The following is a 23,014-nucleotide window of genomic DNA, read 5'->3' on the forward strand; positions in this document are numbered from 1 at the left end:
GTCAGTCCTCCCGCTTCCAGGTGTAGCGTCGCCCGGCGACCGCCTTGAAGGTCAGGTGGCCGCCCTTGAACAGGTCGCTGCGGACGGTGAGTTCACGCGTCCGGGACGCCTTCAGGGCGATGCGGGTCGCCCGTCCGGCCGCCCACTCGATGTCGAGGGTGGCGCCGCCGCGGGCTCGCAGGCCGTGGACCGAGCCGGTCGGCCATGTGGCGGGCAGGGCGGGCAGCACCTCGATGGCGTCGTACTGGCTCTGCAGCAGCATCTCCACGATCCCGGAGGTGGCGCCGAAGTTGCCGTCGATCTGGAAGGGCGGGTGGGTGTCCCAGAGGTTGGGCAGGGTCGAGGACTTGAGCTGTTCGCCGAGCATCTTGTGGGCGTGGTCGCCGTCGCGCAGCCGGGCCCAGAAGTTGATCTTCCATGCCTTTGACCAGCCGGTACCGCCGTCGCCGCGCGCGGTGAGGGAGAGCTTGGCGGCATCCGCCCACTTGCTGCCGGGTTCGATCTGCCGTCCGGGGTGGAGGGCGAACAGGTGCGAGACGTGCCGGTGGGTGTCGGTGGGGTCGTCCAAGTCCTCCTTCCACTCCTGGAGTTGGCCCCAGGAGCCGATGCGCAGACCGGGGTCGAGCCGGTTCAGCGCGTCTTCGACGCGGCGGCGGAAGTCGGGCGTGTCGCCCAGGATCCGGGCCGCTTCGAGGGTGTTGGTGAACAGGTCGTGGACGATCTGCTGCGACATGGCCGCACCGGCGGTGAAGTCGCCGTGCTCGGGCGAGTAGCTGGGGGTGACCACGAGGGTTCCGTCACGTGGATCGGTGCGCAGGTTGTCGAGCCAGAACTCGGTGGCCTCCTTCAGCACTGGATACGCGGTGGTGCGGAGGTAGTCGGTGGAACCGCCGAATCTGTAGTGCTCGTACAACTGTTGGGTCAGCCAGGCCGCCGCCTCGGGGAACCAGAACGCGGTCGCCCAGTTGTGCACGCCGGTGAAGCCGTACGGGTTGGTCTCGTTGTGCACGACCCAGCCGCGCGAGCCGAACATCTCCTTCGCCGTACGGCGTCCGGGCGCGCGCAGCGCCTCGACGAAGCGGTCGTACGGCGCCGTCGTCTCGGCGAGGTTCGCGGCCTCGGCGGGCCAGTAGTTCATCTGGATGTTGATGTTGGTGTGGTAGTCCGCCGACCACGGGGGCGTGGTGCTGTTGTTCCAGACGCCCTGGAGGTTGGCGGGCAGTGAGCCGGGGCGCGAGGAGGCGATGAGCAGGTAACGGCCGTACTGGAAGTACAGGGCTTCGAGGGCGCGGTCCGCCGCGCTCGTCCCGCCGGTGTACGCGGCCAGGAGCGCGTCGGTGGGAACGTCTGCCGCCAGTGCCTGGCCGAGGTCGAGGCCGACTCGGGCGAACAGGGCCCGGTGGTCGCGGGTGTGCCGGACGAGCAGTGCCTCGTAGCGGTCGCCCGCCTGCTCCACGGCACGGGCTACGGCGGCGTGCGGGTCCTTGCCGCGGTAGTCGGGATGGGTGTCGGCGTAGTCCGTGCCCGCGGCCAGCACGAACCAGGCGCTGTCGGCTCCGGTCACGGTGATGCTGCCGTCCTCGTCGGACGCCACGGTGCCGCCCCGACTGCGCACCCGCACCTGCGCCTCGAAGCGCAGCCCGTTGTCGGCGAGTGCACCGCGCACGGTCAGGGTCCCGTCGGCCGCGGTGGCCGTGAAGTCGGCGCGTGGCGAGGTGTGGCGCAGGGTGAAGGTGACGCTGCCGGGGCGGTCGGCGCCGAGCCGGCCCACGATCACGCCGTCGGGGTGGGAGGCGAAGAAGTCCCGTTGGTGGCGGACGCCTTGGTGGGTGTAGGAGACCGAGGCGACGGCGTTGTCGAGGTCGAGCTCGCGACGGTAGTCCGCCGGGGTCGTCGTCGGCGCGCCGGGCAGGTCGAGGTGGAGGTCGCCGAAGGTCTGGTGGGCGCCGTAGCCGATGCGTGGCTGGCCGAGCCGGTCGGCCACCGACTCGGGGTCGAGGGTGGTCCGCGCGTCGAGCTCGTCCTGTACGGCGGAGATCGCGTCGGGGCGGGGTGCGCGCCAGTTGCCGTGGTCATAGCCCTGGGTGGAACCGGGGCCGCCGGTCCAGAGGGTCTTCTCGTTGAACTGCAGCCGTTCGGAGGCGAGGGTGCCGAACACCATGGCGCCGAGCGCGCCATTGCCGATGGGCAGGGCCTCGCGCTCCCAGTCGGCGGCGGGAGCGGCGTACCAGAGCACTGACGGGCTCCTCGATACATCGGAGGAATCAGCGGCGACAGCCTCGGCGGCGCCAGCACCCAAAGCAAGGGCGCCCGCGCTACTGACTGCGGCCTTTAACGTCGTCCGACGAGAGATCTCATGCGACTCATGCGACATGACCCCCGACGCTAGAGGTCCGATGACTCTGCGACAAGGGTCATGACAACATGTGCGGAACCCCGAACAGCGGGGCCTGAGGTGGGAGGACTCAGCCCTGCTGGAAGAGCTCCGCGGGCAGCGGCTTCAGGAGGGCGTACAGATCGTCGGTGATGGGGCGGTCCCACGCGGCGATGGTCACCAGGACGTTGTCGCTGCGGTCGAACTGCACGCAGGAGATCCGGCTCTCGCTGAGCTTCAGACGGCGCACGATCAGGAGGTTGTCGCCCTGCATCACGGGGACGTCCTCGCTGCCGACGACGGTGACCTCCTCGTCGTTCTCCAGGGCCAGCAGCAGCTGCGCGACCTCGAAGGGGATCTCGCCCTCGTCGACCTCGCGGGCCGGGGAGCCCTCGGGCAGATTGCCGATGATCATCGCGGGGCCGCGGCCGCCGAAGAGGTCGTAGCGCAGGAAGACGCCCTGGCAGCTGCCGTCGGGGGCGGGCAGCAGCCCGGCGCCCAGATTGCCGGGCCAGTCGCCCGGATCCATGGCCAGTACGTCGAAGTCGGGCCCGGCGGGCGTGGCGCTGCGGCGGCGGAGGAACGACATGTCGCCATGGTACGTGGCCGGGCCTGCTCCGTGACGTGCGGGCATGGGTTCGGACCCTGCCCCTAGACACGCGGGCGCGGCTTCCCGAGTGCTCCGCGGTGCCGTCGCGGGGCCGCGGAATTCCGATGCCCTCCGGCCGAGGCACGTCCTACGGTCCCGATCATGTTGCCGCCGGTGGAAACGGACGAGGAGTGGGATGCCGTCGTCGCCGACGAGAAAGTGACGCGGGACGGAGTGCGGGACCCGTGCGCCCGCCTCGGTCCGGCCGGCCTCCCGCTGACGCGATCCCCGGACGGGTCGCGGCCGGTCTGCGCCGCGTGTGCACGACGCCGGGCCGTACGAGAACGGCCGGCGGTACGTCCTGATGTCCCGGCTGCGTGGCGAGAACCTGGCCGGCGCCTGGGACCGCGTCCCGCGTGTCGGCCGGGAGCGGCTCGTCGCCGAGATCGGCGAGGCCCCGGCCGTCTTCCACGCCCTCGATGCCGCGCGCTCGAAGACGTCCTCCAGCCCGGGGACTGGGGTGCGTTCGTGGGACCGGCAGCGCACCCGGGCCGGCCGTGGAGCGGCAGCGCGAGCGCGGTCTGCCGACCGCCTGGCTGGAGCAGATCCCGGAGTTCCACCCTTCGACTCCGAGCCGACCATGATCGGCGCCCGCGCCTACGACTTCGCAGGCGTGGGCCTGTTCGTCACCCGCGGCGACCCGCGACTCCTGACCCGCCTCACCAAGTCGTACGGCGCCACCTTCGCCCCGGCCGAGCTGCCGGCGTACACGCCGCTGCACGTACACCGCGATATCCCTTGGTGTCTACGGGAGTTGGGCGCACCGGCCGCCGGTTCGCTGCCGTCCCCGGCGTCCCCGGCCGAGACCTGGTTCGGCTCCGCGTGACGCGCTCCGGCGTCCTCTCACTCCTCCGGCGGCGCAGGCGGCACCACGGCCACCGGGCTCGCGGCGTGCAGCAGGACCGCCTGGGTCACCGACCCCATCATGCGGGCGGGTGCCAGTAGGCGACGTCGATGGCGGCCCACGACGACCAGGTTCGCGTCTCTGGAAGCCGCGACGAGGTGGCCGGCCGCGTCGCCCGGGGCGACGTAGGACTCGGCGTGGACCTCGGGGTGACGGTCGCGGTGCGGGGCGAGGAAGCCTTCCGCGAGGGTGCGGGTCTCGTGCTCGACGGCGTCCTGGTCGACGGGCGGCGGGACGACCTGGCTGGGAGCCGCCGTCCAGAGGTGGGCCGGCCATGAGTAGGCGGCGACGACCTGCAGCCGGGCGCCGCGCAGGGCGGCCTCGGCGAAGGCGAAGGACAGCGTGGCCTTGTCGGGGCTGTCGACATGAAGGCCGACGACGACCCGCGGCCCGGGCTCGATCGTCATGTCGTCGTGGACCTGGCGTCCCGGCTTGGGCACCACGACGACCGGGCACTCGGCGTCACGTGCGGCGGCCATGCCGTTGGAGCCGAGCAGCAAGCCGGCGAAACCCCCGCGGCCGCGGGATCCGAGCACCAACAGCTGGGCGTCGGAGCCCAGTTCGGGCAGCGTCGTGGAGGGCGCGCCCTCCAGGGCGAGGTACTCCGTCTCCGGCCGCTCGCCCCGCCCCGCCAGATACCGGCGTACGGCGTCGAGCACGGGATCGTCCTCCAGTTGCGGTCGTCCGGCTGACGGCACACCGGGCTCGGCCCAGGCGGCGTACTGCTGCACGTGGACCATCCGCAGCGGCGCCTCGCGCACCAGGGCTGCCTCGAAGGCCCAGTCCAGCGCGACCAGGCTGTCGTCCGAGCCGTCGACCGCCGCGATGACCGGCAGGGTGCTCATGGGTTCCTCACCTCCGGGTTACGGCCTTCCCCCTCCCCGGGGCCAGCCTGGCTCAGGCTTCGGCTCCGTCGAGGTTCTCAAGGTCGCGTGTCCGGAAAAACGGGCGGAACACCCCCGGATCGGCCCGTCGGCCGTGGGGCCCGTGGGACCGTGGGCCCGGAGGCGGTCGGCGCACGGGACGGCCGCCCGCCGGCTCACCCCCTCCCACGGGTCACGTCAGGTCGAACTCGCCCTCCCTCGCGCCCGACACGAAGGCACCCCATTCGGCCGGTGTGAAGATCAGGGAAGGGCTTTCCGGGCGGCCACTGTTGCGCATCGCGATGAATCCCTCGACAAAGGCGATCTGGACATCCCCCAGGCCACGGCTGCTCGAGTGCCAGTCGGCGCTGCTGAGGTCCAGCTCCGGCTTGTCCCAGCCCGTGAGCGGCTGCTGCTGGATGGTGGTGCTCTCGGCCACGTCCGTGCTCCTCCCGATTCGCGTCGTCCGCGGCCCAGCCTAGCGATCGGTTCCGAGTGTCGACAGGCCACGTGAGGAGGACCTTTCCCAAGGCGCCTCCACCCCCGTCCGGGGAGTTCGCTCAGGCGTCCGGGGGCTCGGAGCCCACGAGCCACATGGAGAAGAACTGGGACCCGCCGCCGTAGGCGTGCCCGAGCACCTTGCGGGCCCTGTCGACCTGGTGTTCCCCGGCCTGTCCGCGCACCTGGAGGGCCGCCTCCGCGAAGCGGATCATGCCCGAGGCGCCGATGGGGTTGGTGGACAGGACGCCGCCCGACATGTTGACGGGCAGGTCCCCGTCGAGCTCGGTCACCCCGGACTCGGTGAGCTTCCAGCCCTCGCCCTCGGCGGCGAAGCCGAGGTTCTCCAGCCACATGGGCTCGTACCAGGAGAACGGCACGTACATCTCGACCGCGTCGATGTCCCGGCGCGGATCGGCGATCCCCGCCTGCCGGTACACGTCGGCCGCGCAGTCCTTGCCGGCCTGCGGCGACACGAAGTCCTTGCCGGCGAAGAGAGTGGGCTCGCTGCGCATCGCACCGCCGAGCATCCAGGCGGGCGGACGGGGCGCACGGGCGGCTCCGGCGCGGTCGGTGAGGATCATCGCGCAGGCACCGTCGGAGGATGGGCAGGTCTCCGAGTAGCGGATCGGGTCCCAGAGCATGGGCGAAGCCTGGACCTTCTCCAGGGTGATGTCGTGCTCGTGGAGGTGCGCGTAGGGGTTCTTCAGCGCGTTGCGGCGGTCCTTGTAAGCCACCTGCGAGCCGACCGTGTCGGGCGCGCCGCTGCGCCGCATGTACGCGCGCACGTGCGGCGCGAAGAACCCGCCCGCGCCGGCCAGCAACGGCTGCTGGAAGGGGATCGGCAGGGACAGGCCCCACATGGCGTTCGACTCGGACTGCTTCTCGAAGGCGAGCGTCAGCACGGTGCCGTGTACGCGGGCCGCGACCAGGTTGGCGGCGACGAGGGCCGTGGATCCACCGACCGAACCGGCGGTGTGCACCCGGAGCATGGGCTTGCCCACCGCGCCGAGCGCGTCGGCGAGGTACAGCTCGGGCATCATCACGCCCTCGAAGAAGTCGGGCGCCTTGCCGATGACGACGGCGTCGATGTCGGCCCAGCTCAACTCGGCGTCATCGAGGGCCTGTCGGGCAGCCTCCCGGACGAGCCCGGCGATGGACACGTCCCGGCGCGCCGCGACGTGCTTGGTCTGACCGACTCCTATGACGGCCACGGGCTCCTTGCTCATCGCGGATCCCCTTCGAGTACGGCGACCAGGTTCTGTTGCAGACACGGTCCGGACGTGGCGTGCGCGAGCGCCCGGTCGGACTCGCCCCGGTGGATACGGGCGGCGGCCTCTCCGATGCGGATGAGCCCGGCGGCCATGACGGGGTTGGCGGCGAGGGCCCCACCCGAGAGGTTGACGCGCACGCCGCCGTCAAGCTTCAGCGCCTTACGCAGGACGACCTCCTGGGAGGTGAAGGGCGCGTGCAACTCGGCGGTGTCGACGGGCCGTTCGAAGGCACCCGCCTTCTCGGCGGCGAGGCGGGTCGAGGGCGAGTCGGTCAGGTCGCGCACGCCCAGGCCGTGTGCCTCGATGCGGTGGTCGATGCCGCGGATCCAGGCGGGCCGGTCGCACAGCTCGCGGGCCCGCTCCCCCGCCGCGAGGATCACGGCGGCGGCCCCGTCGCCGATGGGCGGGCAGTCGCCGGTACGCAGCGGTCGTACGACGTACTCCCCCTGTGGCACCGAACCCCGCAGCTGCGCATGGGAGTTGAGGGTGGCGTCCGTTCGGCTGCGGGCGGCGACGGCGGCGAGCGCCGGCTCGTCCGTGTCGCCGGCGTCGACGAGGGCCTGCGCCTGGAGGGCGGCCAGGGCTACGGAGTCGGGCCAGAGGGGGGCGACGTAGTAGGGGTCGAGCTGCCTGGTCAGGACGTCACGCAGGGGGCCGGGCGAGGACTTGCCGTAGGAGTAGACGAGCGCGGTGTCGGCGTCCCCGGTCAGCAGCTTGGTCCACGCCTCGTACAGCGCCCAGGCTCCGTCCATCTCGACGTGCGACTCGGAGATCGGCGGCCAGGCGCCGACTCCGTCGAGGGCGAGGGTGAAGGAGAAGGCGCGGCCGGCGAGGTAGTCGCTGGAGCCGGAGCAGGTGAAGCCGATGTCGGCGGTCTTGAGGCCGGTCTGTGCGAGCACGCGGTGCAGGACCGGCATGAGCATCTCCACCTCGGAGAGCTCTTCGCTGGTGCGCCGGTGGTCGGTCTGGGCGAAGGCGACGACGGCGATGTCCCTGACCGGCAGGTCCCTGGTCATCTACACCAACTCCTTGTACGTGTCGTAGTCCGCGTCGGGCTCGCCGGTCGGCCGGTAGTGGTCGGGGTAGCGGGCGCGCTCGGTCCACACCGGTTCGACTCGCAGGCCCATGCGCACCTGGTCGTAGGGGATGCCGCCGATACGGCCGTGCAGGGCGAGGTCGGCTCCGTCGAGGGCGATGTGGGCGTAGACGTACGGCACTTCGATGTCGAGGTTCTTCGCCTTGATGTTGACGATGCAGAACGTGGTGACTGTGCCGCGAGGACCTACCTCGACCTGTTCTGATGTGGCGACCCCACATGTGGGGCACGCACCCCTCGGCGGGACGTACACCTTGCGGCAGGAGGGGCAGCGTTCGCCGACGTTCCGCCGGTCGGCCAGGGCGTTGATGTAGGCGGTCTGGGCGCGGCCGGGTGAGTAGGTGTAGTCGAGGCGGGCGCGGGCGACGATGCCGGTGATCGGGTCCTCGAACTCGCCGGTGGCGCCTCGCGGCAGCCCCTCGTGATCCGCCGGTCCGGCCGGGCCGCCGCCGTCCGGGCCGCCGTCGTCCGGGCCGCCGTCGTAGGGCTCGAAGCAGGCGATGTCCGTGATGGCGCCGGTACGTTCCTCGGCCCAGCGGACGCGGACGCGCATGCCGGTGTGCACGGCGTCGGGGCCGGGCGCGTCGAGGGCGTGCAGGAGGGCGGTGTCGGCGCCGTCCAGGCGGACCAGGGCCCAGGCGAAGGGGGTGTCGAGAGGCTGGTCGCGGCGGGGGGTGTGGTTCCAGGCCCAGGTGGTGACCGTGCCGGTGGGGGCGACCTCGACCAGGTCGCGGATCTCCTCGGCGGTGACGGGGTCGTACTCGACGGGCGGGACGAGCGTGCGGCCGTCGCTGGTGCGCACTCCGAGCACGACGCGTTCGCGCAGGCCGGTGAGGAAGGCGCTCTGGACGGGGCCGAGGGATCGGGTGAACGGGAACTCGACGGCGAACGACGCTTTAAGGACTTCGGGCATCCCGCGGATCTCCTTTGGAGGTGGGGCGCACGGGCCGGGCACGGCGGTCAGGTGCGCTTGTAGACAGGCGGTCGTTTCTCCGCGAAGGCGCGGGCGCCTTCCTTGGCGTCCGCGGTGTCGAAGATCGGCCAGCCGCGCTGGAGTTCGGCGGCGAGTCCGTCGGTCTCGGTCAGTTCGGCGGTCTCGTAGACGGACGCCTTGACGGCCTCGACGGCCAGGGGGCCGCAGGCGTTGATGCGTTCGGCGATCTCCAGGGCCTTGGTCAGTGCCGTGCCGTCGGGGACGACGTGCCCGACCAGGCCGATGCCGGCGGCCTCCTGTGCGCTGTACGGGCGCCCGGTGAGCAGCATCTCCAGGGCGTGGGTGCGCGGGATCTGGCGTTGCAGACGGACCGTGGAGCCCCCGATGGGGAACAGGCCGCGCTTCACCTCGAAGAGCCCGAAGGTCCCCGACTCGCCCGCGACGCGGATGTCGGTGCCCTGGAGCATCTCGGTGCCGCCCGCGACGCAGTACCCCTCGACGGCGGCGATCACCGGCTTGCGGGGGCGGTGGTGGCGCAGCATCGCCTTCCAGTGCAGGTCGGGGTCGGCCTTCAGCCGGTCCCGGTACTGCTCTCCCTCCATGCCCTTGCCGGCCAGGGCCTTGAGGTCCATGCCCGCACAGAACGACCCGCCCGCCCCGGTGAACACGATCGAGCGGACCGAGTCGTCGGCGTCGGCCTCGAGCCAGCCGTCGTACAGGCCGACCAGCATGGCCAGTGAGAGCGCGTTCTTGGCCTCCGGCCTGTTCAGCGTGAGCACCAGTGTGGCGCCTTCGCGCTGCACGGTGAGGTGTTCCGTCCCACCCATCGCCCATCTCCCCTCTGAAAGAACGAGAACAGGTTGCAGGAGGCGCCGGGGCACTTCAAGAGTTTTCTGACAGACAGTCAGATTTCTTGTGCACGGGCCCTTCACAGTTGTGCCGCCCTTTGCTCTGATGACCGGCAGCCGGTGGAGAGCGAGGTCAGGAGGAGCGGTGGAGTACAACCTTGCCGACCTGTTCGAGTCGGTCGTCGACGTGGTTCCGGGCCGCGAGGCGCTCGTGCACGTCGACCACCCGGGCACAGGCGCGGAGCGCCGTCTGACGTACGCGCAGCTGGACGCGGCCGCCAACCGGATCGCGCACCATCTGATCGACAGCGGGATACGTCCCGGCGAGCACCTCGGGCTCCACCTCTACAACGGCATCGAGTACTTGCAGACGGTGCTGGGCTGCCTGAAGGCACGGATCGTCCCGGTCAACGTCAACTACCGCTACGTGGAAGAGGAGTTGGTGTACCTCTACCGGGACGCCGATCTGGTGGCCCTGGTCTTCGAGGCGGAGTTCACGGACCGGGTGGCGGCTGCGCTGCCGCGGGTGGAGGGGCTACGGCATCTGGTGCGGGTCGGCACCGTGACGCCCGGGGAGGCCGGTGCGCCGGTCGTGCCCGCCGTGCCGTTCGCGGACGCCGAGGCCGCGGGGTCGCCCGAGCGGGGGTTCCCTGCGCGGTCGGGGGACGACCAGTTCATCATCTACACCGGCGGCACCACCGGGATGCCCAAGGGTGTGATGTGGCGCCAGGAGGACCTGTTCTTCTCGGGGCTGGGAGGCGGCGCGCCGACCGGTGAGCCGGTGAAGAAGCCGCAGGAGCTGGCCGAGCGGGTGGCGGCGGGCGGTGACGGGATCACCTTCTTCCCCACCGCTCCGCTGATGCACGGCACGTCCACGCTGACCGCCTTCATCGGCTTCAACTTCGGCCAACGCGTCGTGATCCACTGCAAGTTCACGCCGGAGGAGGTCCTGCGGACGATCGAGAGGGAGAAGGTGACCAGCGTGTCGCTGGTCGGCGACGCGATGCTGCGGCCGCTGGTCGACGCGCTCAGCGGGCCGATGAAGGGCACGGACTGCTCGTCGATGTTCAGCGTGTCGTCGTCCGGGGCCATCATGTCCGACACGGTGCGCCGGCAGTTCCAGGCGCTGGTCCCGAACGTGATGCTGCTGAACAACTTCGGCTCCTCGGAGTCCGGCTTCAACGGCACCGCCACCGAGGACTCCGGCCCCGAGCGCGGCTTCCGTATCCGCGTCAACTCCCGTACGCAGGTGGTCGATCCGGCCACGCACGAGCCGGTCGCCGTGGGCGAGGTGGGCCGGGTCGCGCAGTGCGGTCACGTGCCGCTCGGTTACTACAACGACCCGGGGAAAACCGCCGAGACCTTCTTCGAGCAGGACGGCGAGCGGTGGGTGCTGCTCGGCGACATGGCCACGGTCGACGAGGAGGGCGTCGTCACCGTGCTGGGCCGCGGCTCGCAGTGCATCAACACCGGGGGCGAGAAGGTGTACCCGGAGGAGGTCGAGCAGGCGCTCAAGTCCCACCCCGACGTGTACGACGTACTGGTGGCAGGGGTGCCCGATCCGAAGTGGGGGCATCATGTGGCGGCCGTGGTGCAGTTGCGCGCGGGTGCGGAACGGCCGTCGTTGGCGGACCTCCAGACCCACTGCCGCTCCCACCTCGCGGGATACAAGATCCCCCGCCAGCTCGTGATCACGGACTCGATACGGCGCTCGCCCAGTGGCAAGGCCGACTACCGGTGGGCACGGGAGACGGCGGTGGCGGCGGACGGGTGAATTCCGGGCAGGCCGGATTGAACCTAAGGTGACGTGCGGACGTACTCGTGGTGGCAGGCTCGATCGTTGGGCGCTGTTTGCCATGCCATCGCAAGACCGCACAGGAGGACCTCCGGGTGTCGCAGGAGGCAGCAGCAGAGCAAGTAGCACGCGAGACGGAAGAAGCGGAGACGACGGAGGCCGTCTCGCCCGCCGAGGGTGCCGAGGCCACCGAGGCGGTCGACAGCGGCGACGCGGCCGAGGCCACCCCGACCGCCAAGGTGGTGGAACCGGCCGAAGCCGCCAAGGCAGCCGAACCGGCCGACGAGACCGGCACGCCCCGCCCCGCGGATCGGCCCGGCTGGTTCCGCTGGCGCCGTCGTTACCCCCGCGCCGCACGTGCCGTGCGGGTGGGGACGAGCGTCCTGGCCGGTGCGCTGGTGCTCGCCGCGCTCCTCGTGCCGAACCGCCTCGACTGGCTCACTGTCCAGCAGTTCCTCCGTCTCCCCGTCGAGGCGATCTTTCTCGCGGCCGTCCTGCTCGCGCTGCCGTCGAAGGCACGGCGGATCACGGCCGTCGTCCTCGGGGCGTTCCTCGGGCTGTCCACGATTCTCAAGTGCCTCGACATGGGCTTCCGCCAGACCCTGGCGCGGCCGTTCGACCTGGTCTTCGACTGGGTTCTGCTGAACGACGCGGCGGACTTCCTGAAGGACTCGCTCGGCCGCACGGGTGAGGTGCTCGCGGTGGCCGGGGTGATCGTCCTGGTCGTCGCCGTGCTCGTGGCGAGCTCGCTCGCGGTGATGCGACTGGCGGACGTACTGGCCCGGCACCGCCCCGTCGCCGTACGGACCACGCTGGTCCTCGGCGTCGTGTGGATCATCTGCTTCACGCTGGGGGCGCAGTCCGGCGGGGTCACCTTCGCCACCAAGAGCTACGCCCAGTACCTCGCCAACCGCGTGCAGTATGTCCGCGACGGCCTCGGGGACGCCGAGGACTTCAAGAAGCAGCTCCCTGTCGACGCCTTCGCCAAGACCCCGCCCGACCAGCTGCTGACCGGACTGCGCGGCAAAGACGTCATGTTCACCTTCATCGAGAGCTACGGCCGGGTGGCCATCGACGATCCGGCGATGGCACCGGAGATCGACGCGGCACTCAAGGAGGGCGACGCCAGACTCAAGACGGCGGGGTTCGAGGCGCGCAGCGGCTGGCTCAGGTCTCCTGTGACGGGCGCCGGCAGCTGGCTCGCCCACTCGACGTTCCTGTCCGGCCTGTGGATCAAGAACCAGCAGCGGTACCGCACACTGACCACCAGTGACCGCGCAACCCTCACCAGCTACTTCCAGAAGAGCGGCGCCTGGCGAACCGTCGGCATCGCTCCGGGTGTCCGCAAGCCCTGGCCCGAGGGCAAGTACTTCGGCCTCGACCACATCTACGACTCCACGCACCTCGGCTACCAGGGCCCGTACTTCAGCTGGACGCCCGTGCCCGACCAGTTCAGCCTGGAGGCCTTCCAGCGGCTGGAGTACGGCAAGAAGGACCGCGAGCCGATCATGGCGGAGATCATCCTGGCCTCCAGCCACAACCCCTGGTCCCCCATCGCCCGCATGGTCGACTGGGACGACCTCGGCGACGGCTCGGTCTTCCACCAGATCAAGAAGGAGGGCACGGACCCCAAGGAGGTCTGGAAGGACCCCGAGCGCGTGCGCACCGAGTACCGTCGCGCCATCGAGTACTCGCTCCACAGCCTCACCGAATGGGTCGAGCGCTACGGCACCGACGACACGGTCCTCGTCTTCCTCGGCGACCACCAGCCCGTCCCGACCGTCACCGCGGGCAACACGAGCAAGGACGTTCCCGTCACCATCGTCGCCCGCGACCAGAAGGTGCTGGACAAGATCGCCGACTGGCACTGGAGCGACGGCCTCAAGCCCGGCGAGAACGCGCCGACCTGGGGCATGGACAAGTTCCGCGACCGTTTCATGACGGCGTACGGGCCGCAGACGCGCTGAGCATCCGGGGTTGGGCCGTTCGGGCATCGCCGACGTACGGAGAAGTCGTATGGCGTAGCAGGACGCGCCGGTGAGCGGGTGACGTCCCTACGGTCGCAATGACGGTCGTCGAGACCGCGCGACCGAAGGGAACGCCCGTGAAGAGACGCATCCACGCGATATGCACAGCCGCGATCACCGTCCTCGTCACCGCCGGCCCGGCGGCCCAGCTCGCCCACGCCCGCAACGACCTGGACTGCAGCGACTTCACCTTCCAGGAAGACGCACAGGCGCAGTTCAACCGCGACCCCGGTGACCACCATCGCCTGGACGAGGACCGGGGCAGGGACGACGGCATCGCCTGTGAGGACCTGCCGCGCCGCGACGCTGCCGTCACCTCGCCGCTCCCCATCCGCACGCCGCTCCCCACGCTCTCGCCCCTCCCCACACAGGGAGTCAGGGGCGGCCTGGGCGGCAGCACGGGGCCGGCGGCCTTCGAGGTGGCGCTGGGAGCCGGCCTGGCCGTCGGTGCGGTGGCGCTGACCGCCGGTTACGTCGTCTACCGGCGTCGGTTCAGCCGCTGAAGCACGGTTGCCGTCCCTCGGCCGGTGACTGGAGCTGCGCCGAGCGTCGGGGCGCGTGGTCCTGCGTCTCCCGGTCATCTGGAGGAACAGGGTAAGGATCCCTGGCCGGTGGGACGGCCGACCCCCGGTTGCGCCCCTCGCTCAGTGCCGACCGACCACGTCCTGACCCTCCATCACATCGTGCGGCGCGTGCGCCGACAGGTCGACCTCTCCCCCGGTCTCGGCCGCGGTGGCTGCCGAGGCACTCGGCGCACGCCTGCCCAGGCGCTCCGTCAGACGGGTCGCCAGAGGTTCGGTGTAGCGGGCGGTGAGCGGGCCCAGGATCACCAGGATCAGTACGTAGGCGGTGGCCAGCGGGCCCAGCGACGGCTCGATGCCGGCGGTGACGGCGAGCCCGGCGATGACGATGGAGAACTCGCCGCGGGCGACCAGCGTTCCGCCTGCGCGCCACCGGCCCTTCGCGGAGATCCCGGCGCGTCCGGCGGCCCAGTAGCCGGTGGCGATCTTCGTGAGCGCGGTGACGACGGCCAGGGCGAGCGCGGGCGCCAGCACCGGCGGGATGCTCGCGGGGTCGGTGTGCAGACCGAAGAAGACGAAGAACACGGCGGCGAACAGGTCCCGCAGCGGCGCCAGGAGGTTGTGCGCCCCCTCGGCCACCTCACCGGACAGCGCGATGCCGACCAGGAACGCGCCGACGGCCGCGGAGACCTGGAGCTGCTGGGCGAGCCCGGCCACGACGAGGGTCAGGCCGAGCACGACGAGCAGCAGCTTCTCCGGGTCGTCGTTGGAGACGAAGCGGGAGATGTGGCGGCCGTAGCGCACCGCGAGGAAGAGGACGAGGCCCGCGACGCCGAGCGCGATGGCGAGCGTGACGCTGCCCGCGGCGAGACCGGCACCGGCGAGCAGGGCGGTGACGATCGGCAGGTAGACGGCCATGGAGAGGTCTTCCAGGACCAGGATGCTCAGGACGACCGGTGTCTCACGGTTGCCGAGCCGGCCGAGGTCGCCGAGGACCTTCGCGATGACACCGGAGGAGGAGATCCACGTGACGCCGGCCAGTACGACGGCGGCGACCGGGCCCCAGCCGAGCAGCAGCGCCATCGCGGCACCCGGCAGGGCGTTGAGCGCGGCGTCGACGAGACCGGCCGGGTACTGGGTCTTGAGGTTGGAGAGCAGATCGCTGGCCGTGTACTCGAGGCCGAGCATGAGCAGCAGCAGGATCACGCCGATCTCGGCACCGATGGCGACGAAGTCCTCGCTGGCGCCCAGGGGAAGCAGGCCGCCCTTGCCGAAGGCCAGCCCGCCCAGCAGGTACAGGGGGATGGGCGAGAACTGGAAACGCCCGGCGAACCGGCCCAGCAGTCCCAGCGCGAGGATGATCGCGCCGAACTCGATGAGGAAGACCGCGGAGGAGTGCATCGCGGCTCACTCCCGTCCGAGTATCGCTGCGCCCGCCTCCACACCCTCGCGGGTGCCGATCACGATCAGGGTGTCGCCGCCGGCCAGCCGGAAGTCCGGCGCCGGCGAGGGGATGGCCTCGGCGCGGCGCAGCACGGCCACGATGGACACGCCGGTCTCGGTGCGCATCCGGGTCTCGCCGAGCAGCCGTCCGTTCCAGTGCGACGTGGCGGACAGCTCGATCCGCTCGGCGACCAGGCCCAGCCCGGTGGTGGACAGCAGGTTGGGGCTGTGGTGCGCCGGCATCAGCGCGTCGATCAACGTGGCCGCCTCACCGGAGGTGAGCCGTACCGACAGCGAGCAGGCGTCCGGATCGTCCTCGCGGTACGCGCTCAGCGTCCGCGACCCGTCCCGGTGGGCGACCACCGCCAGGCGGGGCTGTTCGCGCGTGGTGAGGTCGTATCGGACCCCGATGCCGGGCAATGGCGTACTGCTCAGGCGTGGAGCTCCCACAGTTGTCCCCTCGTACAGGTGACTCTTCCAGCTCTCTTTGACGAAACTTTACGACCGTGGAGCATCCGGGCCGAACTCAGCCCGTTCGACGGCCTCTCCCGTCCAGCAACTCGACGACACGCCGTACGAACCACTCCGCGCCGTCCAGCCACGGACGGTGCCCCGCGCCGGGTTGCCCGGCGAACTCGGCGTTCGGAAACACGTCGGCGGTGCGGCGGGCGAGCTCGGGACGGGGGCCTGCGTCGAGATCGCCGGCGAGGACGAGGACGTGGGATGACGGGCTGCGTACAGCATGGCAAGGCTGCCGCCCGCCGAGCGCGCGAGCAGATCCATGTGGGCCAGCCCCATGTGGGCCCGCCCCATGTGCGCGCGCAACACCTCGACGTCGTCCGCTAGGTGGTCGCAGCGGTACCTGGCTGGATCCGCCGGCACCCAGGTAGGCGGAGGCCCGCATCGGCCCGCCGGGCGGGAACTGCTGGCGGTTGGCCCGCACCCAGCACGTGGTAGGCGATCCGGGACCCGTCGGAGGCGCTCAAGAACGGCACGCCGTCGATCACGTTCACCGACCGCACTCACCGCAACGGAGTTGCCCGCGCGGCTCTCACGCCACCCCTTCGGCTGTGGCCCCTCCGCCGTACCCCCCTCCGGGCCGCTCCTCTCCGCCGTCGCCCGTTCGCCGCAGCGCAGCCGCGTCACGCGCAGAAAAGTACGAGCCGCCCCCTTGCCTGATCATTCGCTGCCTGGATTACTGATCCCGAACACCCGGACCGAATGATCGGTCGTCCGGATTGAAGCGGTTGGCGAGGGAGAACTCCCCATGGCGGATGCGACGGAGCTGCTGGACTCGGGGGAACGGCTCGTCCATGAGGCGTTGCGGGCGTTGCAGCTGGAGCGGCTGCGGGCGTCACTTCGGCACGCGTACGAAAACGTGCCGTTCTACCGGGAGTCCTTCGACAAGGCCGGCGTACGGCCCGACGACTGCCGCTCACTCGCCGATCTGGCCCGCTTCCCGTTCACGACCAAGGCCGACCTGCGCGAGAACTACCCGTACGGGATGTTCGCCGTGCCCCAGGACCGTATCCGCCGCATCCATGCCTCCAGCGGCACCACCGGACGCCCCACGGTCGTCGGCTACACCGACGCCGACCTTTCCCTGTGGTCCGACATGGTGGCCCGCTCGATCCGGGCGGCGGGCGGGCGGCCCGGGGACAAGGTGCATGTGGCGTACGGCTATGGGCTGTTCACCGGTGGGCTCGGCGCACACTACGGTGCCGAGCGGCTCGGCTGTACGGTCATCCCCGCGTCCGGCGGTATGACGGCCCGCCAGGTCCAGCTGATCCAGGACCTCAGGCCCGAGATCATCATGGTGACGCCCTCGTACATGCTCACCCTCCTCGACGAGTTCGAGCGGCAGGGCGTGGACCCGCGGGGTACCTCCCTGCGCGTGGGCGTCTTCGGTGCCGAACCCTGGACCGAGCAGATGCGTCAGGAGATCGAGGAGCGGTTCGCGATCGACGCCGTCGACATATACGGACTGTCCGAGGTGATCGGGCCGGGAGTCGCGCAGGAGTGTGTGGAGACCAAGGACGGGCTGCATGTGTGGGAAGACCACTTCTTCCCGGAGATCGTCGACCCGTTCACCGGTGAGGTGCTGCCCGACGGCGAGGAGGGCGAGTTGGTCTTCACCTCGCTCACCAAGGAGGCCATGCCCGTCATCCGGTACCGCACACGGGACCTGACGCGGCTGCTGCCGGGGACCGCCCGGGTGTTCCGGCGGATGGAGAAGATCACCGGGCGCAGTGACGACATGGTCATCCTGCGCGGGGTCAACCTCTTCCCCACGCAGATCGAGGAGATCGTGCTCCAAACGCCGGGCGTGGCACCCCACTTCCAGCTGCGTCTCACCCGGGAGGGCCGTCTCGACGCCCTCACGGTGCGGGCGGAAGCTCGCCGCGACGCGTCGCCCGAGACGCGGGACGCCGCCGCGCAGACCATCGCGGCGGCCGTGAAGGACGGCATCGGGGTGTCGGTCGCCGTGGAGATCGTCGAACCGGAGTCGCTGGAACGGTCCGTCGGAAAGATCCGGCGGATCGAGGACCTGCGCCCCCGCTAGGCAGGACGTACGAATTGCTCGGTGGCGGGACCTGCCTCCGCGTTTCAGCAAGTGGAAGGTGGAAGAGGGAGGGGCCTGGCGCGTCAGCGCCGGCTCGGACCTCCCACAGTCCGCGGTCCGCCGGACAGAACCTGGCGGTGAAGCGCTCGAAAACCAGTGGAGCAGCGCCGCTGTGCGCCATTACCGTGCTGCCGAGCCAAGTCGTCTAGTCAAGGGCGTGCCGTTGTACACCGTGTGAGACCCCCCGAGCGCTGATTCGTCGCGCGTCGCCCATGTGCGCCGCGCTGCTTTTTGCTGCGGACTTCTCACTGAAACCGGTGTACTTCTGTGCTCAATAGCTGGGTGGTCATGCCCACCTGCCTGCCGACCGTCCTCCGCCGTTGCCACACATGCGCGTCCGAGCGCTTCCGGGCAAACGGTAAGTTTCGCGTCAACGCGAACCACAAGCTCCTCGACGTCTGGCTCCTCGTGCTCTGTACCGCTTGCGGGACCACCGCAAAGCTCACCGTCCTGGAGCGGATGCGTGGGCGCTCCATACGGCCTGAGCTGCTGGACCGGCTGCATCACAACGACCTTGGCCTGGCGGGCGAGTTGCTCCAGGATCCGGTCGTACGGCGCCGAAATCGCATCGCCCTCGACTGGGACAACGCCTGGCGCCTCGACACCGGCGGACGGGATCACCTGGACCGCGAGGTGGTCGACGTCTCGGTCCGCTTTGCCGCGCGGATCCCTGTCCGGCCGGTGCGACTGGTCGCTGAAGGGTTCGGTCTTTCACGGGCCGAGGTCGAGAGACTGGTCAGGGAGGGGAACCTCGTGTCGGCAGTCCGGCTGAGCGGCAAGCTCTCCGGCGACTTCACCTTCACGCTCAAGCGCTGAGCCCTCCCCGGGACCAGGGCCTGTCCGGCAAGACCCGCGGGACAGGCCCTAGCTCTCTGCGAACCGGTCCCGCAACTCCCGCTTGAGGATCTTCCCGCTCGCGTTGCGCGGCAGCTCGTCGACGAACACCACCCGCTTCGGCGCCTTGAAGTGGGCGAGCTTCTCGCGCGCGTGCTCGATCAGTTCGGCCTCGGTCACCTCGCCGCGTGGGACGACGACCGCCGTGACCGCCTCGATCCACCGCTCGTCGGGCAGGCCGATGACGGCGACCTCGGCGACCCCCTCGTGTGTGTACAACGCATCCTCGACCTGACGTGAAGCGACCAGTACGCCACCGGAGTTGATGACGTCCTTCACCCGGTCGACGATGGTGAAGTAGCCGTGCGCGTCCCGCACCGCGAGGTCCCCGGAGTGGAACCAGCCGTCCCGGAAGGCCTCGGCGGTCTCTTCGGGCTTGTCCCAGTAGCCCTCGCACAACTGCGGGGAGCGGTAGACGATCTCGCCGGGCGTGCCGTCGGGGACGTCCTCGCCGTTCTCGTCGACCACACGGGCGTCGACGAAGAGGACGGTACGGCCGCAGGAGTCCATGCGGCCCTTGTGTTCGTCCGGGGCCAGCACGGTGGCCAGCGGGCCGATCTCACTCTGGCCGAAGCAGTTGTAGAAGGCGAGCTCGGGCCATCGCTCACGCAGCCGCTCCAGTACCGGCACCGGCATGATCGAGGCGCCGTAGTACGCCTTGCGCAGACCATCCAGGTCACGGGTCGCGAAGTCGGGGCGGTCGGCCAGGCCGATCCACACCGTGGGCGGAGCGAACAGACTGTCCGCGCGGCCCGCTTCGATCAGATCGAAGAGCTGCTCGCCGTCGGGCCCGTCCAGGATGATGTTCGTGGCGCCGACCGCCAGGTACGGCAGCAGGAACACGTGCATCTGCGCCGAGTGGTACAGCGGCAGCGAGTGGACGGGGCGGTCGCCGGCGCTCAGATCGAGGGCGGCGATCGCGCTCAGGTACTCGTGGACCAGGGCGCGGTGGGTCATCATCGCGCCCTTCGGCAAGGCGGTCGTGCCCGAGGTGTAGAGCAGTTGCACCAGGTCCTCGCCACGTGGCTCCGGGCCGTCGTAGGCGGACGCCGTGGCCTGCCGCGCCAGCAGTGAGTCGTCGGCATCGCGCAGGGGCAACGCAGGGACGCCGTCCGGGAGGCGATCCGCCAGGTCCGGGTCCGCGAGGACCAGGGAACTGCCGGACTGGCCGACGATGTACGCGAGGTCGTCGCCGGTGAGGTTCTGGTTGACGGGGACGTGGACGAGGCCCGCGCGGGCGCAGGCGAGGAAGGCGATCAGATAGGCGTCCGAGTTGTGGCCGTAGGCACCGACCCGGTCGCCGGGGGTGAGGCCCTGGCCGAGCAGGACGCTCGCCGCGCGCGACACGGCCGCGTCGAGTTCCTCGTACGTCCAGGTGCGGCCGCGGTGCTCGACCGCGACGCGCGCCGGGGTGCGTCGGGCGCTGCGGCGCAGTACTCCGTCAACCGTGCTGCCGTCTCCTGGCGTCATGACACATGATCCTCGGTGTGTCGCACAGACAGGTCAAGCAGGACGGCAGGACACCTCACCGGGGACACATACCCGTTGGTACGCTCAACGGCTCCTTCCCTCAATGACGTTGGGAGGCACGATGCGCACCCGCCCCAGACGGCTCGTCGTCGCGGCCGTCGCCCTGCTCGCCGCCACCGCCGGGCTGCCCGCGACCGCGGCCGAGCGGCAGGACCAGCACGACCGGCATGACCAGCAGGAACAGCTCTCGCACGGTGGTCTGTCCGCCGTCGTCCGCTATACCGAGTACGGCATTCCGCACATCCTCGCCAAGGACTACAAGTCCCTTGGTTTCGGCACCGGTTGGGCGCAGGCCGCCGACCAGGTGTGCACGCTCGCCGACGGGTTCGTGACCGTGCGCGGCGAGCGCTCGCGGTTCTTCGGGCCGGACGCGGCGACCGACTTCTCGCTGTCGTCGGCCACCAAGAACCTCTCCAGTGACCTGTACTTCCGAGGCGTACGCCAGACACGCACGGTGGAAAGGCTCCTCGCCGAACCGGCACCGCGTGGCCCGAGCCGTCAGGTCAAGGACCTCATGCGGGGCTTCGCGGCCGGGTACAACACCTGGCTGAAGCAGAACCGGATCACCGACCCCGCCTGCAAGGGCTCCGCCTGGGTGCGGCCGGTCACCTCGCTGGACGTGGCCGCCCGGTTCTACGCCGTCGCCGTGCTCGGCGGCCAGGGCGGCGCCGTCGACGACATCACCTCCGCCCAGCCGCCCACCGGATCCGCCGCCCGCGGGAAGGGCATCGGGACCAGCCCGGACGCCGAGACGCTGATACGGGCCGTGCGCGCGCGGACCGCCGACGCGGACATGGGCTCGAACGCGGTCGCCTTCCGGGGTGACACCACAGCCACCGGCCGCGGCCTCTTGCTGGGCAACCCGCACTACCCGTGGCACGGTGGACGCCGCTTCTGGCAGGCGCAGCAGACGATTCCCGGCGAGCTCGACGTCGCCGGTGCTTCGCTGCTGGGCTCGCCGACGATCTCCATCGGCTACAACGCACATGTGGCGTGGAGCCACACCGTTTCGACCGGCGTCCCGTTCAATCTGCACCGTCTGACGCTGGATCCGGCCGACCCCACCGTCTATCTGGTGGACGGCGAACCCGAGCGGATGAAGAAGCGGACCGTGACCGTCGCGGTCAAGGACGGCACACCGGTGACCCGCCCCCAGTGGTGGACCCGGTACGGCCCGGTGGTGGCCTCCGCCGACGGAGAACTCCCGCTGCCCTGGACCGCGACGACGGCGTATGCGCTCAACGACCCCAACGCGGCCAACATGCGCTTCGCCGACACCTCACTCGGCTTCAGCAAGGCGCGCGGCACCGCCGACGTCCTCGCGTCCCTCGCCCGGCACCAGGGGCTGCCGTGGGTGAACACCATCGCCGCGGACTCCTCGGGACACTCCCTGTACACCCAGTCGCAGGTGCTGCCCCGGATCACCGACGACGTCGCGGCGCGGTGTTCCACGGACCTCGGCAAGGCCACGTATCCGGCGGCGGGACTCGCGGTCCTCGACGGCTCCCGGGGTGACTGCACCCTGGGGCGCGACAGCGACGCCGTCCAGCCCGGGACCTTCGGGCCCGCGCGCATGCCGACGCTGAGGGACGCGCCGTACGCGGAGAACTCCAACGACAGCGCGTGGCTGGCCAATGCCGACCGGCCGCTCACCGGGTACGAGCGGATCTTCGGCAACATCGGCACCCAGCGCTCGCCACGCACGCGTGGAGCGATCGAGGACGTGGCGGCGATGGCCAGGCGGGGCGGTCTGACCGTCCGGGATCTGGAGCGGCAGCAGTTCGCGAACCGGGTGCCCGCGGCCGGCCTGGCGGCGGCCGACACGGCGACGGGATGTGCCGCGCTGCCGGGCGGAAGGGCAACAGGCAGCGACGGCAAGGCGGTTGATGTCGCCGAGGCCTGTTCGGTGCTCGCGGCCTGGGATCGCACCATGGACACCGGCAGCCGGGGCGCCCTGCTCTTCGACCGGTTCTGGCGAAAGCTGACGGCGAAGGTGCCGACTGCCCAACGCTGGAAGGTTCCCTTCTCGGCGGCGGACCCGGTGCGCACACCGAACACCCTCAACACCGCCGCCCCCGGCTTCGCCTTGGCCCTCGCGGACACGGTCGCCGAACTCCGGGCGGCGGGCATCGCGCTCGACTCCCGCCTCGGTGAGCACCAGTTCGTCGTACGGAACGGTCAGCGCATCCCCGTTCCGGGCGGCACGGAAGGGCTGGGCGTGTGGAACAAGATCGAGGCGGTGTGGGACCAGGCGCGCGGCGGCTATACGGAGGTCACGACCGGCTCCAGCCACATCCAGGCGGTCGGCTGGGACGGCAGCCGTTGCCCGGTGGCCCGTACGCTGCTGACGTACGCGCAGTCCTCGAACCCGAACTCGCCCCACTTCAGCGACCAGACCCGGTTGTTCTCGGGTGAGAAGTGGGTGACCGTGCGGTTCTGTGAGAAGGACATCCTGTCGTCGCCCGCCCTGAAGGTCGTCCGCGTGCGCGAACGCTGAGCGACTGTGGTCCCGTCCCACATGGGGCGGGACCACATAGGGCCGGACCACATGGGGCGGGGCTACATAGGGCCGGACCACACGAGGCCGGACCACATGGGGCGGGGCTACATAGAAGTGACAGGTGAAATTCACCCGTCGCCGCACGATGCATCAACTGCCCTTGGCCGAATGCTTCCTTTGCTCCTCCGTGCTCCTGTGCGCCCCTTTGGAGAAAGGTTTCCGGAAACCGATTGCCGCTTGA

Annotated in this window: 18 protein-coding genes and 1 pseudogene; 7 read left to right on the forward strand and 12 right to left on the reverse strand. The window is 70.5% G+C overall.

Annotation, left to right across the window (positions count from 1 at the left end; all coding sequences use genetic code 11):
* Position 1: 1 nt before the first annotated feature.
* A complete protein-coding gene (locus tag AB5J49_RS01870) occupies positions 2-2,236 on the reverse strand; it encodes a glycoside hydrolase N-terminal domain-containing protein (protein ID WP_369166700.1) in 2,235 nt (744 codons plus the stop codon).
* Positions 2,237-2,465: 229 nt separating this feature from the next.
* Entirely contained in the window at positions 2,466-2,963 is a 498-nt protein-coding gene (locus AB5J49_RS01875; protein ID WP_234767165.1) for a hypothetical protein, read from the reverse strand.
* 319 nt (positions 2,964-3,282) lie between these two features.
* On the opposite strand from AB5J49_RS01875, the gene AB5J49_RS01880 reads away from it, so the two are divergent.
* On the forward strand, positions 3,283-3,849 hold the full coding sequence (locus tag AB5J49_RS01880; RefSeq protein WP_369166701.1) for a hypothetical protein: 567 nt from the start codon (positions 3,283-3,285) through the stop codon (positions 3,847-3,849).
* Between the two features lie 17 nt (positions 3,850-3,866).
* On the opposite strand, the gene AB5J49_RS01885 is transcribed toward AB5J49_RS01880, so the two are convergent.
* From AB5J49_RS01885 to AB5J49_RS01910, 6 genes are all read right to left on the reverse strand, one after another.
* Positions 3,867-4,772 carry a universal stress protein gene (locus AB5J49_RS01885; protein WP_369166702.1) on the reverse strand — a complete coding sequence of 302 codons (906 nt, stop codon included), beginning with the start codon at positions 4,770-4,772 and terminating at the stop codon, positions 3,867-3,869.
* A 211-nt stretch (positions 4,773-4,983) separates the two neighbouring features.
* Entirely contained in the window at positions 4,984-5,229 is a 246-nt protein-coding gene (locus AB5J49_RS01890; RefSeq protein ID WP_128429686.1) for a DUF397 domain-containing protein, read from the reverse strand.
* Positions 5,230-5,350: 121 nt separating this feature from the next.
* Entirely contained in the window at positions 5,351-6,517 is a 1,167-nt protein-coding gene (locus AB5J49_RS01895) for a thiolase domain-containing protein (RefSeq protein WP_369166703.1), read from the reverse strand.
* Complete coding sequence (locus AB5J49_RS01900; protein ID WP_369166704.1) at positions 6,514-7,578, reverse strand: thiolase domain-containing protein; 1,065 nt, start codon at positions 7,576-7,578, stop codon at positions 6,514-6,516. Before AB5J49_RS01900 ends, AB5J49_RS01895 begins: the two co-directional genes overlap by 4 nt.
* Positions 7,579-8,571: a Zn-ribbon domain-containing OB-fold protein gene (locus AB5J49_RS01905; RefSeq protein WP_369166705.1), complete on the reverse strand. Its 993-nt coding sequence runs from the start codon at positions 8,569-8,571 to the stop codon at positions 7,579-7,581.
* Between the two features lie 47 nt (positions 8,572-8,618).
* Entirely contained in the window at positions 8,619-9,419 is an 801-nt protein-coding gene (locus AB5J49_RS01910; RefSeq protein WP_369166706.1) for a crotonase/enoyl-CoA hydratase family protein, read from the reverse strand.
* A 166-nt stretch (positions 9,420-9,585) separates the two neighbouring features.
* Here AB5J49_RS01910 and AB5J49_RS01915 point away from each other — a divergent pair, with 166 nt between their 5' ends.
* The 3 genes from AB5J49_RS01915 to AB5J49_RS01925 all read left to right on the forward strand — a co-directional run bounded on the left by AB5J49_RS01915 (position 9,586) and on the right by AB5J49_RS01925 (position 13,765).
* Positions 9,586-11,214 (forward strand): acyl-CoA synthetase, encoded by a 1,629-nt coding sequence (locus AB5J49_RS01915; RefSeq protein WP_369166707.1) that lies wholly within the window; start codon positions 9,586-9,588, stop codon positions 11,212-11,214.
* A gap of 389 nt (positions 11,215-11,603) precedes the next feature.
* Positions 11,604-13,202: a sulfatase gene (locus tag AB5J49_RS01920; RefSeq protein WP_369175018.1), complete on the forward strand. Its 1,599-nt coding sequence runs from the start codon at positions 11,604-11,606 to the stop codon at positions 13,200-13,202.
* Between the two features lie 137 nt (positions 13,203-13,339).
* Positions 13,340-13,765 carry a hypothetical protein gene (locus AB5J49_RS01925; protein WP_369166708.1) on the forward strand — a complete coding sequence of 142 codons (426 nt, stop codon included), beginning with the start codon at positions 13,340-13,342 and terminating at the stop codon, positions 13,763-13,765.
* Positions 13,766-13,906: 141 nt separating this feature from the next.
* Here the strand turns inward: AB5J49_RS01925 and AB5J49_RS01930 are convergent, their stop codons facing one another.
* The 3 genes and pseudogenes from AB5J49_RS01930 to AB5J49_RS01940 form a co-directional block, all read right to left on the reverse strand.
* Entirely contained in the window at positions 13,907-15,184 is a 1,278-nt protein-coding gene (locus AB5J49_RS01930) for a cation:proton antiporter (RefSeq protein WP_369166709.1), read from the reverse strand.
* A 6-nt stretch (positions 15,185-15,190) separates the two neighbouring features.
* Positions 15,191-15,676, reverse strand: a complete 486-nt coding sequence (locus AB5J49_RS01935; protein ID WP_369166710.1) for a cation:proton antiporter regulatory subunit — start codon at positions 15,674-15,676, stop codon at positions 15,191-15,193.
* A 76-nt stretch (positions 15,677-15,752) separates the two neighbouring features.
* Positions 15,753-16,221: pseudogene (locus AB5J49_RS01940) on the reverse strand (alpha/beta fold hydrolase).
* A 272-nt stretch (positions 16,222-16,493) separates the two neighbouring features.
* On the opposite strand from AB5J49_RS01940, the gene paaK reads away from it, so the two are divergent.
* Both paaK and AB5J49_RS01950 read left to right on the forward strand, forming a co-directional pair.
* Positions 16,494-17,789 carry a phenylacetate--CoA ligase PaaK gene (paaK, locus tag AB5J49_RS01945; protein ID WP_369166711.1) on the forward strand — a complete coding sequence of 432 codons (1,296 nt, stop codon included), beginning with the start codon at positions 16,494-16,496 and terminating at the stop codon, positions 17,787-17,789.
* A gap of 327 nt (positions 17,790-18,116) precedes the next feature.
* A complete protein-coding gene (locus AB5J49_RS01950; RefSeq protein ID WP_369166712.1) occupies positions 18,117-18,665 on the forward strand; it encodes a DUF1062 domain-containing protein in 549 nt (182 codons plus the stop codon).
* A 48-nt stretch (positions 18,666-18,713) separates the two neighbouring features.
* On the opposite strand, the gene AB5J49_RS01955 is transcribed toward AB5J49_RS01950, so the two are convergent.
* On the reverse strand, positions 18,714-20,213 hold the full coding sequence (locus AB5J49_RS01955; protein ID WP_369166713.1) for an acyl-CoA synthetase: 1,500 nt from the start codon (positions 20,211-20,213) through the stop codon (positions 18,714-18,716).
* Between the two features lie 121 nt (positions 20,214-20,334).
* Here AB5J49_RS01955 and AB5J49_RS01960 point away from each other — a divergent pair, with 121 nt between their 5' ends.
* On the forward strand, positions 20,335-22,770 hold the full coding sequence (locus AB5J49_RS01960) for a penicillin acylase family protein (RefSeq protein WP_369166714.1): 2,436 nt from the start codon (positions 20,335-20,337) through the stop codon (positions 22,768-22,770).
* Positions 22,771-23,014 lie beyond the last annotated feature (244 nt).

Source organism: Streptomyces sp. R28 (assembly GCF_041052385.1).
Lineage (GTDB): Bacteria > Actinomycetota > Actinomycetes > Streptomycetales > Streptomycetaceae > Streptomyces.

Coding starts and splice junctions, on each gene's coding strand:
- paaK (WP_369166711.1), top strand. CDS start 16,494: ATGGCGGATGCGACGGAGCTGCTGGACTCGGGGGAACGGCTCGTCCAT.
- AB5J49_RS01895 (WP_369166703.1), bottom strand. CDS start 6,517: ATGAGCAAGGAGCCCGTGGCCGTCATAGGAGTCGGTCAGACCAAGCAC.
- AB5J49_RS01875 (WP_234767165.1), bottom strand. CDS start 2,963: ATGTCGTTCCTCCGCCGCCGCAGCGCCACGCCCGCCGGGCCCGACTTC.
- AB5J49_RS01930 (WP_369166709.1), bottom strand. CDS start 15,184: ATGCACTCCTCCGCGGTCTTCCTCATCGAGTTCGGCGCGATCATCCTC.
- AB5J49_RS01960 (WP_369166714.1), top strand. CDS start 20,335: ATGCGCACCCGCCCCAGACGGCTCGTCGTCGCGGCCGTCGCCCTGCTC.
- AB5J49_RS01955 (WP_369166713.1), bottom strand. CDS start 20,213: ATGACGCCAGGAGACGGCAGCACGGTTGACGGAGTACTGCGCCGCAGC.
- AB5J49_RS01900 (WP_369166704.1), bottom strand. CDS start 7,578: ATGACCAGGGACCTGCCGGTCAGGGACATCGCCGTCGTCGCCTTCGCC.
- AB5J49_RS01885 (WP_369166702.1), bottom strand. CDS start 4,772: ATGAGCACCCTGCCGGTCATCGCGGCGGTCGACGGCTCGGACGACAGC.
- AB5J49_RS01905 (WP_369166705.1), bottom strand. CDS start 8,571: ATGCCCGAAGTCCTTAAAGCGTCGTTCGCCGTCGAGTTCCCGTTCACC.
- AB5J49_RS01910 (WP_369166706.1), bottom strand. CDS start 9,419: ATGGGTGGGACGGAACACCTCACCGTGCAGCGCGAAGGCGCCACACTG.